This window comes from Aestuariivirga sp., assembly GCF_044238155.1.
Lineage (GTDB): Bacteria > Pseudomonadota > Alphaproteobacteria > Rhizobiales > Aestuariivirgaceae > Aestuariivirga.
Genome location: NZ_JBIIDX010000091.1, coordinates 1 through 14636 on the forward strand (window position 1 = coordinate 1; position 14636 = coordinate 14636).

General features: G+C 63.3%; 12 protein-coding genes. 6 read left to right on the plus strand and 6 right to left on the minus strand.

Annotated features, from left to right (window positions below; translation table 11 throughout):
* The 3 genes from ACILRN_RS10575 to ACILRN_RS10585 all read left to right on the plus strand — a co-directional run.
* The coding region (locus tag ACILRN_RS10575) for a class II fructose-bisphosphate aldolase (RefSeq protein WP_395688093.1) at positions 1-819 on the plus strand (819 nt) is incomplete at its 5' end.
* Between the two features lie 121 nt (positions 820-940).
* On the plus strand, positions 941-2503 hold the full coding sequence (locus ACILRN_RS10580; protein ID WP_395688095.1) for a trimethylamine methyltransferase family protein: 1563 nt from the start codon (positions 941-943) through the stop codon (positions 2501-2503).
* 8 nt (positions 2504-2511) lie between these two features.
* Positions 2512-3633 carry an alcohol dehydrogenase family protein gene (locus tag ACILRN_RS10585; protein ID WP_395688097.1) on the plus strand — a complete coding sequence of 374 codons (1122 nt, stop codon included), beginning with the start codon at positions 2512-2514 and terminating at the stop codon, positions 3631-3633.
* Between the two features lie 61 nt (positions 3634-3694).
* On the opposite strand, the gene ACILRN_RS10590 is transcribed toward ACILRN_RS10585, so the two are convergent.
* From ACILRN_RS10590 to ACILRN_RS10600, 3 genes are all read right to left on the minus strand, one after another.
* Positions 3695-4300 carry a LysE/ArgO family amino acid transporter gene (locus ACILRN_RS10590; RefSeq protein WP_395688099.1) on the minus strand — a complete coding sequence of 202 codons (606 nt, stop codon included), beginning with the start codon at positions 4298-4300 and terminating at the stop codon, positions 3695-3697.
* A 26-nt stretch (positions 4301-4326) separates the two neighbouring features.
* Positions 4327-7767: a pyruvate carboxylase gene (locus ACILRN_RS10595; RefSeq protein WP_395688100.1), complete on the minus strand. Its 3441-nt coding sequence runs from the start codon at positions 7765-7767 to the stop codon at positions 4327-4329.
* 139 nt (positions 7768-7906) lie between these two features.
* Entirely contained in the window at positions 7907-8602 is a 696-nt protein-coding gene (locus ACILRN_RS10600; protein ID WP_395688102.1) for an META domain-containing protein, read from the minus strand.
* 184 nt (positions 8603-8786) lie between these two features.
* Between ACILRN_RS10600 and ACILRN_RS10605 the strand changes: the two genes are divergently transcribed.
* From ACILRN_RS10605 to ACILRN_RS10615, 3 genes are read left to right on the plus strand one after another with little or no spacing between them, the layout of a single operon-like run.
* Positions 8787-10901 (plus strand): alkyl/aryl-sulfatase, encoded by a 2115-nt coding sequence (locus ACILRN_RS10605; protein ID WP_395688103.1) that lies wholly within the window; start codon positions 8787-8789, stop codon positions 10899-10901.
* Positions 10885-11742, plus strand: a complete 858-nt coding sequence (locus ACILRN_RS10610; protein WP_395688105.1) for a transporter — start codon at positions 10885-10887, stop codon at positions 11740-11742. Before ACILRN_RS10605 ends, ACILRN_RS10610 begins: the two co-directional genes overlap by 17 nt.
* 49 nt (positions 11743-11791) lie before the next feature.
* Positions 11792-12148: a YMGG-like glycine zipper-containing protein gene (locus tag ACILRN_RS10615; RefSeq protein ID WP_395688107.1), complete on the plus strand. Its 357-nt coding sequence runs from the start codon at positions 11792-11794 to the stop codon at positions 12146-12148.
* An 18-nt stretch (positions 12149-12166) separates the two neighbouring features.
* Here the strand turns inward: ACILRN_RS10615 and ACILRN_RS10620 are convergent, their stop codons facing one another.
* The 3 genes from ACILRN_RS10620 to ACILRN_RS10630 form a co-directional block, all read right to left on the minus strand.
* Positions 12167-12928, minus strand: coding sequence for an ABC transporter permease (locus ACILRN_RS10620; protein WP_395688109.1), 762 nt, complete (start codon positions 12926-12928; stop codon positions 12167-12169).
* Between the two features lie 7 nt (positions 12929-12935).
* Positions 12936-13718 (minus strand): ABC transporter ATP-binding protein, encoded by a 783-nt coding sequence (locus ACILRN_RS10625; RefSeq protein ID WP_395688111.1) that lies wholly within the window; start codon positions 13716-13718, stop codon positions 12936-12938.
* Positions 13719-13725: 7 nt separating this feature from the next.
* Positions 13726-14636, minus strand: a 911-nt coding sequence (locus tag ACILRN_RS10630; RefSeq protein WP_395688113.1) for an ABC transporter substrate-binding protein, incomplete at its 5' end; no start/stop codon positions are given.

Consider the following 14636-nt stretch of genomic DNA (forward strand, 5'->3'; position numbering starts at 1 on the left):
CGGCCCGCCAGCGCGCATGGCTATGCCGTGCCGGGCTTCGTCTGCCTCGGCTGGGAGGATTCGCGCGCCTTCGTCACGGCGGCGGAAGCCGAAGGCGCTCCTGTCATCCTGCAGGCCGGCCCCGGCTGCCGCGCCCACACGCCGCTTGCCGTCATCGCTGCCATGTTCCGTCATCTGGCGGACAGCGTGTCCGTGCCGGTCGTGCTTCATCTCGATCATGGGCGCTCGGTGGAGGAAATCGAAGCCGCCATCGCCGAGGGCTTCACCTCCGTCATGTATGACGGCTCTGCTCTGCCACTCGAGGACAATATCCGCACCACCGCAGCCATCGCCCGCCTGGCTCATCAGTCAGGCGTCTCCTGCGAGGGCGAGATCGGTTTTGTCGGCTATGCGGGCGGTGCAGCCTCGCGCAGCACCGACCCCGCGGAGGCCGCGCGCTTTTCCGAGGAGGCGGGAATTGACGCCATGGCCGTGGCTGCAGGCAATGTCCATCTGCAGAGAGAAGCCACGACGCCACTCGATGCACCGGCCCTGTCGGCACTACGCGCCGCCTCACACGGCAAGGTACCGCTCGTCATCCATGGCGGGTCCGGTGTTCCGGAGGCCCAGCGCGCCAGCCTCGCCCGCTCCGGGCTGGTTGCCAAGTTCAACATCGGAACCGAGCTGCGCCAGATCTTCGGTCAGGCCCTGCGCGACAGCCTGCAGGCCAGCCCCGCCGAATTCGACCGCATCCGCCTTCTTCAGCCAACCGAAGCGCCGCTGGTGGAAAAGGCCCGCCAAGTCTTGCGCAGCCTGGGTGCCGCCGGCCGCGCCGGCTGAGGCTGCGGACAGAAATTCACCTGCGATGAGAAACTTGCGCCATCCGGCCGGGCAAAAGCGGTTTTCACCGCATTGTCACTTGCTCTAAGCTTTTCCGCAGGGGTTCAAAGGGAGAGCAGCCATGTCCACGACGCGTCGTCTCGGCCGGGAAGCCCGGACCGCCGCCAGGGCTGCCGCCCTGCCTCCCGAACTGCGCCCCGTGTGGCCCGGCATGACCGGGGGCAGATATGCACCACTTCAGGCGGCTGACGTGCCGCGCATCCACGCTGCCGCACTTGATGTGCTGGCCGAGATCGGCATGGCCGACGCGCCGCCGAGCGGCGTCGAGCTTCTCACCGCTGCGGGTGCAAGCCTCAACGGCAATGGCCGCATCACCTTCCCGCGCGCCCTCGTCGAGGATGTGATTGCGGGCGCCGGGCGCCACTTCGTGCTCTGCGGCCAGGATCCGCGCCATGATCTGGAGCCCTGGGGCCAGAAAGTCTATTTCGGCACCGCCGGTGCGGCGGTCAACATGGTCGATGCCGCAACCGGCAACTACCGCGACTCGACAGTGCGCGATCTCTACGACATTGCCCGCACCGTTGACGCGCTGGAGCATGTGCATTTCTTTCAGCGCTCGGTGGTCTGTCGCGATATCGCACTGCCCTTCGAGATGGACTTCAACACCTGCTATGCCGCGGTCATGGGAACCGCCAAGCATGTTGGCACCAGCTGGGGCAACCCGGATGACATGCCAACCTCGCTCGACATGCTGCATCTCATCGCCGGGTCGGAGGCGGAGTGGCGCGAGCGGCCCTTCGTCAGCCAGTCCAACTGCTTCGTCGTGCCACCCTTGCGCTTTGCCCCCGAGGCCTGCCGCTGCCTTGAGGTGGCGGTCAAGGCCGGCATGCCGGTGTTCCTGGTCTCGGCAGGCCAGGCAGGCGCCACCTCGCCCGCGGCCATCGCAGGCTCGCTCGTTCAGGAAATCGCCGAATGCCTCGCCGGGCTCGTTTACGTCAACGCGGTCCGCAAGGGCGCACCCGCCATCATGGGCCCCTTCTGCTTCGTCTCCGACCTGCGCACCGGCGCCATGTCGGGCGGCAGTCCGGAGCAGGCGTTGCTGTCAGCCGCAGCCGCGCAGATCGTCCATTTCTATGACCTCACCTCGGGCGTTCCCTCCGGCATGACCGATTCGAAGCTGCCCGACATCCAGTCCGGCTACGAGAAGGCCTACAACCATGCGCTCGTTGCCAATGCCGGCGCCAACCTTCTCTATGAGTCGGCCGGCATGGTCGCCAGCCTTCTCGGCTTCAGCATGGAGCAGCTGGTGATCGACAATGACATCATCGGCGCCACCCAGCGCACCGTGCGCGGCATCGACGTGAACGACGAGGCCCTGTCGGTTGAGGCAATCCGCGAAACCTGCCTCGAAGGGCCCAATCATTTCCTTGGCAGCACCCAGACGCTGGCCCGCATGCAGAAGGAATATCTCTATCCCCTGCTGGGCGACCGCACCTCGCCCAAGGAGTGGGACGAGAAGGGCCGGCCGCAACTGGTGGACCGCGCAAACCGCAAGCTCGCCGGCATATTGGGCACTCACTTCCCCGGTCATGTGCCGCGCCACGTCGATGAGCAGATCCGGGCGCGCTTTCCTGTCCGGCTCGCGGCTGAACACATGCGGCCCAGCGCCGCCACGCCCGCCTGAGAGCCGCCATGGCGCCCGACCGCTTCGACACAACGGGCCACACGAGACTCATGAAGGCCGTGGTGACCACAGGCAATGGCGGCTACGACAGGCTCGTCTACCGCGATGTACCCATACCCGTTCCGGCACCGCAGGAGGTGCTGATCCGCGTCGCCGCCGCAGGCGTCAACAACACCGAGATCAATACGCGGCTTGGCTGGTATTCGAACAGTGTTACGGCGGACACGGCTGGCGCTGCTGCCACCGAGGAGCGCGAGGCCCGCCACAAGGCAGATGGCGGCTGGGACAAGCCCACCCCATTTCCCTTCATCCAGGGCACGGACTGCTGCGGCCACGTGGTCGAGGCAGGTTGCAGCGCCGGTGCGCCGCTCATCGGCAAGCGCGTTCTGGTCCGGCCCTGCATGCGCAGATCGGGCTTCGGAAGTCTCGAGACCATCTGGATGGCGTCTGATTTCGATGGCGCCTTCGCCGAATACGTGAAGGTTCCGGCCAGCGAAGTCTTCCCCGTGTCCTGTGGCTGGAGCGACATCGAACTCGCCACCATCCCGTGTGCCTATGGCTCGGCCGAGAATATGCTGAACCGCGCCCGGCTGGGTGCTGGCGAAACGGTGCTGATCACCGGCGCCTCGGGCGGCGTGGGTTCGGCTGCGGTCCAGCTTGCGAAATGCCGCGGCGCCCGGATCATCGGCCTGACCAGCGCCGCCAAGCACAATGCGGTGAAGGCTCTGGGCTGCGATCTCGCACTCAACACCAGCGAGGATCTGATAGACGCTCTGGGGGAAAGCAGCATCGACCTCGCAGTCGACAATGTCGCCGGGACCGGCTTTGGTACGATGCCCAGACTGCTGAAACGCGGCGGCCGGCTTGTGTCGTCCGGAGCCATCGGTGGTCCGATCGTTCAGTTCGACATGCGAGACTTTTATCTCAAGGACCTGACCTTCATCGGCTGCACCGCCTGGGACGAGCCGGTGTTCCCACGGCTCATCAGCCTGATCGAGCAGGGTCGCATCAGGCCACTGGTGGCTGGCATTTATCCGCTGGCCCGGATTGCCGATGCCCAGCGCGCCTTCATGCGGAAGGAGCACGTCGGCAAATTCGTGCTGGTGCCGCCGTCAGCGGCGGGGAACTGATGCCTGCGTCCCGGATTGAAGGAATAAACGGGAACCACCATCACAGCAACCCGAACCACCCTCACACGGTCAGGATCAGCGTCAGCGCAATCGACCACATTGTGAGGCCGATCACGCTCTCCAGAACCACCCAGGCCCTCGGCCTGGCAAACACCGGCGCCAGAAACCTGGCCCCGAAGCCCAGTGTGCTGAAGAAAGCGACCGACCCCAGCGCCGCACCGATCCCGAACAGGGTGGTATGCGGTGCATATTGTGCCGAGATCGAACCCAGCAATACCACCGTGTCGAGATAGACATGCGGATTGGCCCAGGTGATGATCAGGCAGGTGGCGATGACCTGCGCGGCGGGCACCGTGCCCGCCTCTGCCGGCAGCAGCGCTGCCCCACCGCGCCAGGCGGCGCGGAAGCGCAATGCCCCGTAGAAGAAAAGAAAGGCCGCACCCGCCCAGCGCATGGCATCGGCAAGCCACGGCACCAGCCGCAGCAGGCGCCCGAAGCCGCCAACGCCTGCTGCAATCAGCAGCGCATCCGACAGTGCACAGATCGCTACCACGATCGCCACATGCTCGCCCCTGATGCCCTGGCGCAGCACGAAGGCATTCTGTGCCCCGATCGCAACGATCAGGCTGAGCCCGGTCAGGAAGCCCGAAACCAGCGCAATCCACATGTCAGATGTTCCTCGGGCTATCCGGACTATGCAAATTCCAGCAGCAGGTCCTTCGCCTCGACCTGCGAACCGGGATGAACGTGAATGGCCTTGATGGTCGCAGCGCGTTCGGCACGCAGCCCCATCTCCATCTTCATCGCCTCGATGGTAAACAGGAGATCACCCGCCGCAACCTTCTGCCCCGCGGCAACTGCAACTGCCGCAATCGCCCCCGGCATCGGTGCGCCAACATGGGCGGCGTTGCCATCTTCGGCTTTCGCCCGCACTGGCGCCTTGGCCTTCGCCGCACGGTTGGGCACGCGGATGACGCGCGGCTGGCCGTTCAATTCAAAGAAGACCTTGACATCGCCCTCCTCGGTCGTCTCACCCACTGCCTGCAGGCGGATCTCCAGTGTCTTGCCAGGATCGATCTCGACAGAGATCTCCTCGCCCGGCTGCATGCCATAGAAGAAGACCGGGGTCGGCAACGTGCGCACCGGTCCATAGATGCGGTGGCGGCCCATGTAGTCGAGAAAGACCTTGGGATACATCAGATAGCCGTTGAGGTCCTCGTCATCGACGTAGCGCCCGTTCAGGTCCTTTGAAAGCTTGAGTCGGGTCTCCTCGAGATCGACCGGCGGCACCAGCGACCCGGGCCTCACGGTGATCGGCGCCTCTCCCTTCAGTGCCTTCTTCTGCAATGCTGCGGGCCAGCCACCCGGCGGCTGGCCAAGATTGCCCCTCAGCATGTCGACAACCGAATCCGGAAAGGCAACGTCAACCGCCAGATCCTCGATCTGCATGCGCGTCAGCCCCTGCGCCACCATCATCAGCGCCATGTCGCCCACCACCTTCGATGATGGCGTCACTTTCACGATGTCGCCGAACATCTGGTTGGCATCGGCATAGGCCTGCGCCACCTCGTGCCAGCGCGGTTCAAGGCCCATGCTGCGGGCCTGCGCCTTGAGATTGGTGAACTGCCCGCCTGGCATCTCGTGCAGATAGACTTCGGAGGCGGGAGCCTCGAGGCCGCTCTCGAAGGCTGCATACTGGTGGCGCACTCCTTCCCAGTAATTGGAAATCGCACGGATCGCAGCGGCATCCAGTCCGGTGTCGCGCTCGGTGTGGGCAAAGGCCTCGACGATCGAGCCAAGACAGGGCTGCGATGTGCCGCCCGAAAAGGCATCCATCGCGGCATCAATCGCATCTGCACCCGCCTCGGCGGCGGCCAGAATGCTCGCCGCGGCAATTCCGCTGGTATCATGGGTATGGAAATGGACGGGCAGGCCAACCTCTTCCTTTAGCGCCTTCACCAGGAGTCGCGCTGCACCAGGCTTCAGCAATCCAGCCATGTCCTTCAGGCCGATGACATGCGCACCGGCCGCTCTCAGGGCCTTGGCCATGCCGACATAGTATTTGAGATCATACTTTGCGCGCCTGGGATCAAGAATATCGCCCGTATAGCAGATCGCCGCTTCGCAGACGCGCTCCTGCTCAAGCACGGCATCCATCGCAACCCGCATGTTCTCAACCCAGTTCAGGCTGTCGAAGACACGGAACACATCGATGCCGCTTTTCGCGGCCTGGGCCACGAAGGCTTTCACCACATTGTCAGGGTAGGTCGTATAGCCAACTCCATTGGCACCCCGGAGCAGCATTTGCAGCATCAGGTTCGGCATGCGCTCGCGCAGGTCGCGCAGGCGCTGCCAGGGGCATTCCTGCAGGAAGCGGTAGGCCACGTCGAAGGTGGCGCCGCCCCAGCACTCGACACTGAACAGGCCCGGGAGATTTGCCGCATAGGCAGGCGCCACGCGGATCATGTCGATCGAGCGCATCCGAGTTGCAAGCAGCGACTGGTGACCGTCGCGCATGGTGGTGTCGGTGATGAGCAGCCGCTTCTCGGCCAGCATCCAGTCAGCCACGGCTTTCGGGCCTTTCGCCAGCAGCAGGTCGCGCGTTCCGGGCTGCGGCGCACCCTTCAGGCTTGGCGCCACGAGCTCCCGTCCGGACGCAGCTGGCTTCGGCCGCCCTGCAGTTTCCGGGTGTCCATTCACTGCGATGTCGGCGATATAGGTCAGGATCTTGGTTGCGCGGTCGCGGCGCTTCTTGAACTCGAAAAGTTCAGGTGTGGTGTCGATGAACTTCGTCGTGCAGCTGTTGTCCAGGAATTTTGGGTGCTTCAGCAGGTTCTCGACGAAGGCAATGTTGGTCGCCACGCCACGCACGCGGAACTCGGACAAGGCGCGGCTCATGCGGGCGATCGCCTGGTCCGGCGTCTGCGCCCAGGCAGTGACTTTCACCAAGAGCGAATCGTAGAATCGGGTGATGACGGCACCCGCATAGGCGGTGCCGCCGTCAAGTCTGATGCCCATGCCGGTGGCCGAACGATAGGCAGTGATGCGGCCATAGTCGGGGATGAAGTTGTTCTGCGGGTCTTCAGTGGTGACGCGGCACTGCAGCGCATGGCCATACAGGCGCACATCTTCCTGGCGTGCAACGCCCGTTGCCTCGGCGAGCGTCTTTCCCTCGGCGATCAGGATCTGCGCGCGCACGATGTCGATGCCTGTCACCTGCTCGGTCACCGTGTGCTCGACCTGGACACGCGGGTTCACCTCGATGAAGTAGAAACGCCCGGTATCCATGTCCATCAGGAACTCGACGGTTCCCGCGCATTCATAGCCGACATGCGCACAGATACGGCGGCCAAGCTCGCAGATCTCGGCGCGCTGGGCGGCATCGAGATAGGGCGCAGGCGCCCTCTCCACCACCTTCTGGTTCCGCCGCTGTACCGTGCAGTCACGCTCATAGAGGTGGTAGATGGAACCATACTTGTCGCCAAGGATCTGCACCTCGACGTGGCGCGCCCGCTCGATCATCTTCTCGAGATAGCCCTCGCCATTGCCGAAGGCGGATTGCGCCTCGCGGCGGCCCTCCAGCACCTTGGCCTCGAGCTCGTCCGGTCTGCTGATCGGCCGCATGCCGCGCCCGCCGCCACCCCAGCTCGCCTTGAGCATCAGCGGATAGCCGATAGCCTCCGCCTGCCTGGCAATGGCCGCCATGTCGTCGCCAAGAACCTCGGTGGCCGGAATGACCGGCACACCGGCGGCGATCGCCACACGCCTGGCGCTCGCCTTGTCACCCAGCGCCCGCATGGTCTCGGCCTTGGGTCCGATGAAGGTGATGCCCGCTGCCACGCAGGCTTCAACGAAAGCCGGATTCTCCGACAGCAGCCCGTAGCCCGGGTGGATGGCATCTGCTCCGCAGGCCTTCGCCACCCTGATGATCTCGGGGATCGAGAGATAGGCCGCAACCGGCCCCATCCCCTCACCGATCCGATAGGCTTCATCCGCCTTGAACCGGTGCAGCGAAAGCTTGTCCTCCTCGGCATAGACCGCCACCGTCTTCTTTCCGAGTTCGGTCGCCGCCCGCATCACGCGGATGGCAATCTCGCCACGATTGGCGATCAGGATCTTGCGAAAGGATGTCATTCTGCCCCTACCCCGCGGACTTCTCGGCCAGACTGCAACAGACCCCTGGCTTACGGGAGGGTTTAGAGAACCGGCGCCAGATTTGAAAGCCCGACTGGCGGAACTCGCCGGTCAGCCAGCCTCCGCCCCTGACATGGCTTTATTGCCTGAGGGGCCGGGCGGTCAGCGTCCGGCCATCACCCGAGCGCAGCGTGAGCTGGCCCTGCTCATCAAGGGCAAAACCGCCGGCCGTCTCAAGCAGGCTCAGGACCACTTGCTCCTGGTCCATCACCACGGGCTCGCACAGCATCTTTGTCGAACCGAGCTGGCCCACCGCCAAACCTTCGCCGGTCAGGCTGTAACCACCGAAGAAGCGGTTACAGGAAGCCAGGCCGCTGATCTTGCCATCCCCCCCGAATGTCACTGTCGGCACAGCCTCCGCGATCACCGGCCTGCCGGCAATCTCCGTGACCTGCCATTCGCCGCGGAGCAGCGAGACCGGCTCGCCACCACAACCGCTGAAGGTCTTGCCACCGCGCACCACCATCACCGTCCGCGGGAATGGCATGCCTGTCATGCTGTCGGTACAGAGTTTCGCGGCTATGGTCACTGTGAGAGCGCCATCGCCCTGTCCGCCATCATAGATATTGGACTGGCCGTCGACGCGTGGCTGTGGAACGGGTTTCAGGGTCACCGCTTCGCCATCCATGGGACGGAAGGTCAATTCGCCCTCGCCCATGCTGAGTGACCAGAACGGTTCATTGCCCTGCGCCCGGAAGGCATCCGTCCCGTTGGCGAGCGCCGGCACGCTGAGACTGACAACCAGCAACACGACGGCGGCAGCAAAACGAATCATGTCTGTATCTCCCTCAATCCCGGTATCTGTTTTTATTCCTATACCGAAAACTTGACCAAAAGATGTCAGACTTTATCAAGCGCAAGTTGAATCATTTCAGCAATACAGCTTCGGCTTAGTACTGCTGCAAGTTCCGGCCCTCTAGCATTCGGCTTTCTGACCCATTCGGCATGGAGAGTGCGTCATGGCAAGCCGGAGAGATGTTTTGGCTGCGATCCCCGCCACGGGAGCGGCCTTCGCCGTGGCAGGCAGCGCCCTGTTGGAGGGCAGTGCGGCCCGCGCGGCAAATGGCCCTGCCCCGCTTGCGGAGCACTTCCATCCCAAGGGAAAGGCCCCCTCCCCCTTCACTCTCGAGGCAATCCGAACATCGGCCACCAATCTCCCCTTCGCCGACCAGCGAGATTTTGACGAACAGAAAAAGGGCTTCATCGCGCCCATGCCGGATCTCAAGATCATGGCCGATGCCGGCCATGTCGCCTGGGACATGGAGCGTTTCCAGTTCCTCGAGGAAGACCGCGAATTCGACAGCATCCACCCCTCGATGCTCCGCATCGCCAGGCTCAACAACAATTACGGCCTCTATGAAGTGATCCCCGGCATCTATCAGGTGCGCGGCGCCGACCTTTCGGACATCACCTTCGTGCGCGGCAAGACCGGCTGGATCGTGTTCGACCCGCTGGTGTCGGCCGAAGTGGTGCGCGCCGCGGTGAAGCTGTTCCAGGAAAAGGTTGGCGAAGACCGGCCGATCACCGCGGTCATCTACTCCCACACCCACGGCGATCACTGGGGCGGTGTGCGCGGCCTTGACATCAAGGACGAAGACGTGGCGTCGGGCAAGGTGCAGGTCATAGCACCCGTCGACTTCATGGACTTCACCATTTCCGAAAATGTCTTCGCCGGAAACGCCATGAACCGCCGCCTGTTCTATCAGTACGGCCTGCTGCTGCCGGTGTCACAGCATGGTTTCGTCACCCAGGGGCTGGGGCACAAGATCTCGGCTGGCGCGACTGGGCTCATCGCGCCCAACCGGCTGGTCTCGGAGCCGCTCGAGGAGTTCGAGGTCGACGGCGTCCGGATGATCTTCCAGAACACGCCCAACACCGAAGCCCCGCGCGAGATGAACACCTATTTCCCGGACATGAAGGCCCTGTGGATGGCAGAGAACGTCACCGCCACGCTGCACAACATCTACACCTTGCGCGGCGCCCAGGTGCGCGATTCGCTGCGCTGGTCGAAATATATTGCCGAGGCGCTGTACCGCTTCGGTCTCGAGGCGGAGGTGTTGTTCGCCTCGCACCACTGGCCACGCTGGGGCAATGCCCGCATTCAGGAAGTGCTGCGCGACCAGCGCGATCTCTACGCCCACATGAACAATCAGGTGCTGCATCTGGCCAACCAGGGCGTCACCATCAACCAGATCCATAACGTCTATCGTTTGCCAGAGTCGATCCTGCAGAAGTGGCATTGCCGTGGTTATCACGGATCGCCGGAGCACAATGCGCGCGGCGTGGTGCAGCGGTTCCTCGGCTTCTGGGACTGCAACCCCGCAACTCTCGTGCCGCTCTCGCCCGAGGAGTCGGCACCGCTCTACGTCGAGATGATGGGAAGCCAGGCAAGGATCATCGCCCGTGGCCAGGCACTGTTCAACGAGGGCAAATATGCTCTTGCGATGGAGATCGTCAACAAGCTCGTTCAGGCCGAGCCGCAGAACGAGGCCGCCAAGGACCTGCTCGCCGACATTTTCGAGCAGTTGGGCTACCAGCAGGAGAATCCGGGACTGCGCAACAGCTTCCTCGCTGCTGCCTATGAGCTGAGATCAGGAATTCCGCAGGGCGCGGCAGCGAGCTCCAGCAGCCCCGATGTGATCCGCGCCATGTCTACCGAGCTGTTCCTGAACTTCCTGGCAATCAAGATGGACAGCCGCAAGGTCGAGGGCCTGAGCTTCGTCATGAATTTGGTGACGCCAGACAATGGCGAGAGATTCATCGTGGAGCTTGCGAATGCCACGCTCACCAATATCCAGGGCTTCGAGGCCCAGACGCCGGACCTGACCCTGACCATCAACCGTGCCGATCTCGAGCTCACCATGATGGGAGTGAAGAAACTCGAGGACCAGCTCAAGGACGGCACCGCCAAAGCCGATGGCGATATCAGCATCCTCGGCAAGCTGGCAGCAGCCATGGTGGAATTCGATCCTCGCTTTGAAATCATGCCCGGCACCAAAGCCCGGACGGGTGCTGCGACCACAGCACCGGCGGATGCCTATGAGGCGGAACCGGGCCATGTCATCGCCGAGTAGAGCGATGGACACCACGCCCCAGCTGACAGGACTGCTGCAGCTTCCGGCGCTGGCTCTGATGTTGTTGGTGGCTGCGCCCGCGCCGGCCGCCGCCAACGAGGAAGAGGCCGCCCTTGCCACTCAGCTCGCAAACCCGATAGCAAATCTCATCAGTGTTCCTTTCCAGGGCAACTATGACGGCAACATCGGTCCGGAGGAGGACGGCGAGAAGCTGTTCGTGAATTTCCAGCCGGTCATTCCCTTCACGCTCAATCAAGACTGGAACCTGATCTCCCGTACCATTCTGCCCATCACCTGGCAGGATAGTGTCTTTCCAGGCGCGGGTACCCAGTTCGGCTTTGGCAACACGCGCCAGAGCCTGTTCTTTTCCCCCAGCACGCCCAGCCACGGAATCCTGTGGGGCGCAGGGCCTATCTTTCTTGTGCCGACTCACACCGAAGAACTTCTCGGACTCGATACCTGGGGCGTGGGCCCCACTGCCGTCGGCCTGTGGCAGGGCAAGGGCTGGACTGTTGGCATACTGGCCAATCAGATCTGGTCGGTGGCGGGAGATCAGGATGAAGAAATCAATGCAGCGTATTTGCAGCCCTTCATCAGCTACACCACCCCCAACGCCTGGACTTTCGCGGTCAACTCCGAAAGCACCTATGACTGGGATCGCGACACCTGGAGCGTTCCGATCAATGTCGTCGTGTCGAAGCTCGTGAAGGTGGGAGGCAAAGTGCCTGTCAGCATCTTCGGCGGCGTTCGCTACTGGGTCGACGCTCCCGAGGACATTGGCCCCGAGGGCTGGGGCGCGCGATTCGGTTTCACGCTTCTGTTGCCGCGCAACCGCTCATGAGGCGGCGTGAGTTCCCATCCCCCCCACCAATCCAACCGGAGTGATATTCATGCCAATACCAAAGATCTTGTCGATTGCAGCAGTGCTCGCAGTTTTTGCCTTCAGCGGATACATGACTTTCACCAGCGAGGCCGAAGCGCAGTCAAGAAACCAGGCGCCAACCAGCCGGTCCTGTTCGGAGCAGGCTGAGCGCTATGCCGACCGGAACTTCCGGCGCACCACGGCAGGCGGCGCACTGCTGGGCGCGGGCGTTGGCAGTGCAGTTGGTCGCAACAGCAATGTCTCGCGCAACGCAGCGCGTGGTGCGCTGATCGGAGGCGGTGCAGGCATGCTGCGCTCCAACAGCCAGTGGAGGACGCTCTATGACCGCGCCTACCGCGACTGCATGCGCCGCCGGGGGCCCTGAACAGTCCCGCCAGTCGGATCAGTGCCGCTCGTACCGCAGCACCAGCCTCTCGACCGAGACGACGATCAGGAACAGCACGATCGCCAGCAGCGAGCACAGGGTGATCGCAGCATAGAGCCTGCCTGACTGATAGTTGAAGGTGGCCTGGATGATCATGGCGCCAAGCCCCTTGTCGGAACCGATCCATTCGCCCACCACGGCGCCAATGACGGCGGTTGCGGATGCAATGCGCAGCGACGCGAAGAGGAAAGGCATGGCCCGCGGCAGCCGCAGCTTCCAGAGCGTTTCCAGGCGTGACGCTGAGAGCACGCGAAACAGTTCGAGCTCGTTGGCGCTAGGCGAGTCGAGCCCGCGCAACATGTTGACCAGTGTCGGGAAGAAACAGATGACTGCCGCGATGATGATCTTCGGCATCACGCCGAGCCCGAAGATCAGCACGATCACCGGCGCAAGGGCGAGAATGGGAATGGTATTGAAAAACAGGATCACCGGGAAATAGGCCGCCTGCAGATAGCGGTTGAAGATGAAGATCACAGCCAGGACGATCGCCACGCCATTGCCGAGCAGAAAGCCCATCACGGCCTCATGCACGGTTGGCCAGAAATTGCTCCACAGCAGCGGGCCTTCCTTGGCAAAGATCCGTGAGATCTCGAGCGGCGTGGGCAGGATGTAGGACGGAACGCCCGCGAGCGGCAGCAGGAACTGCCATGCCACGATGACGGACAGCGCACCCGCCACTGCAAGAATGCCGTTCAGAGGCTGCGGAACGTCCTGTCTCATGCGGCCATCAGCATTTTTCAAGCTCGCGGCGCAGGCTGGCCATGGTTTCGACAAGGCGCGGATCCTCACGCCGCAAGTCGCCCCCGGACTTGAGCGCCTCCATGTCGTGAACCGCATGGAGGCGGCCGGGATTGGCAGCAAGCACCATCACCCGCTGGCCCAGATAGGCCGCTTCCATGATGGAATGCGTGACGAACAGAATCGTCGTACCTGTCCGCCTCCACAGCTTCAGCAATTCGTCATTGAGCCGGTCGCGGGTGATTTCATCGAGTGCGCCGAAGGGTTCGTCCATCAGCAGAATGCGGGGCTGCGAGATCAGGGCACGGGCAATCGCCACCCTCTGCCGCTGTCCGCCGGAGAGTTGCGCGGGATACCGGTGCTCGAGGCCCGAAAGCCCCATCAGGGTGAGAAGCTCCTTGGCGGAGGGCGCCTCTTCCCGCGCCGGAGCCCGTCCCACGTCATTGGGCAGCATCACGTTCTGCAGCGCGGTCCGCCACGGCAGCAGGGTTGCGTCCTGAAACACGAAGGACACATCCCGCCGCCGCCGTGCCTCCTCCGCCGCACTGCCGAGCACGCTAAGCGTTCCAGACAGCGGCGGCAGAAGATCCGCGACCGCCCGGAGAAAGGTCGACTTGCCGCAGCCTGAAGGCCCGATGATGGTGATGAAGTCACCCTGCGGCACATCGAGGTCAAAATCCTGCAGCACCGCCACAGCCCGCCCCGAGAGACCCCGGTAGCCAAGACTAAGCCCCCGCGCCGAGATGGCGGGGCTGTGGCGCTGCTCTGGCATCACTCGGTCAGATCTTCGGACGCACGTCCTTCGTCATGTCGAGGATCTTCGTCGTATAGACGTCCTCGAGCTTGGGCCTGCCCTGCTCATACTGCTTCAGCGCATCGAACATGGCGATCTGCTCCTCGATCTTTGCGGGATCGAAGGTTCCCCAGCCATTCTGCGCGGTCGCAGCATCGAAGCTCAGCTTCATGATGAGATCGATGGTCTTGAGCTCCCATTCGAGGCTGTTGTCAGGATGGGCTTCAACCAGCTTCTTGACGGCTTCCTGCGGATTCTCCTTTGTCCAGGCCCAGCCCCTGGAGGCAGCGCCGATGAACTTGGCGAGGATATCGGCATTCTTCTCGATCGCCTCATCAGTGGCGAAGTAAACATTCGCATAGGATGGCAGCCCCATGTCGCTGACCAGGAGGTCGATGCGGTCTGGGCCCAGAACGGAAAGCGCCTGGGTATTGGTCACCCAGCCGCCGATGGCATCAACTTCGCCACGCTCCAGCGGAGCCTTGTCGAAGCCGACGTTGACGATGGTGATCTGCGAAGGATCGAGATTGTTCTTGGCGATCACCGCGTCGATCACCACCCGTGCCGTAGGCTGGATTCCGATCTTCTTGCCGATCATGTCAGCAGCCGAGCGGACCGGCGCCTTGGGCAGCGAGGCAAGTGCATAGGGCCCGGTGCGGAAGCCGCAGGCGAGAATCTTGACCGGCACGCCCGACGCCCGTGCCGCAACCAGCTGGGTTGATTCCGAGAACTGGCCAAGCGTGGCCTCACCGGAAACGACAGGCGGAACGGTGGCGGAGTTGGGGCCACCGGGGTTGAACTCGACATCGAGCCCGGCGTCCTTGAAGAAGCCCTGCTGGACTGCCATCACGTCGCCGATCTGACCATTGGAGATGAGCCAGTCGAGCTTGATGATGA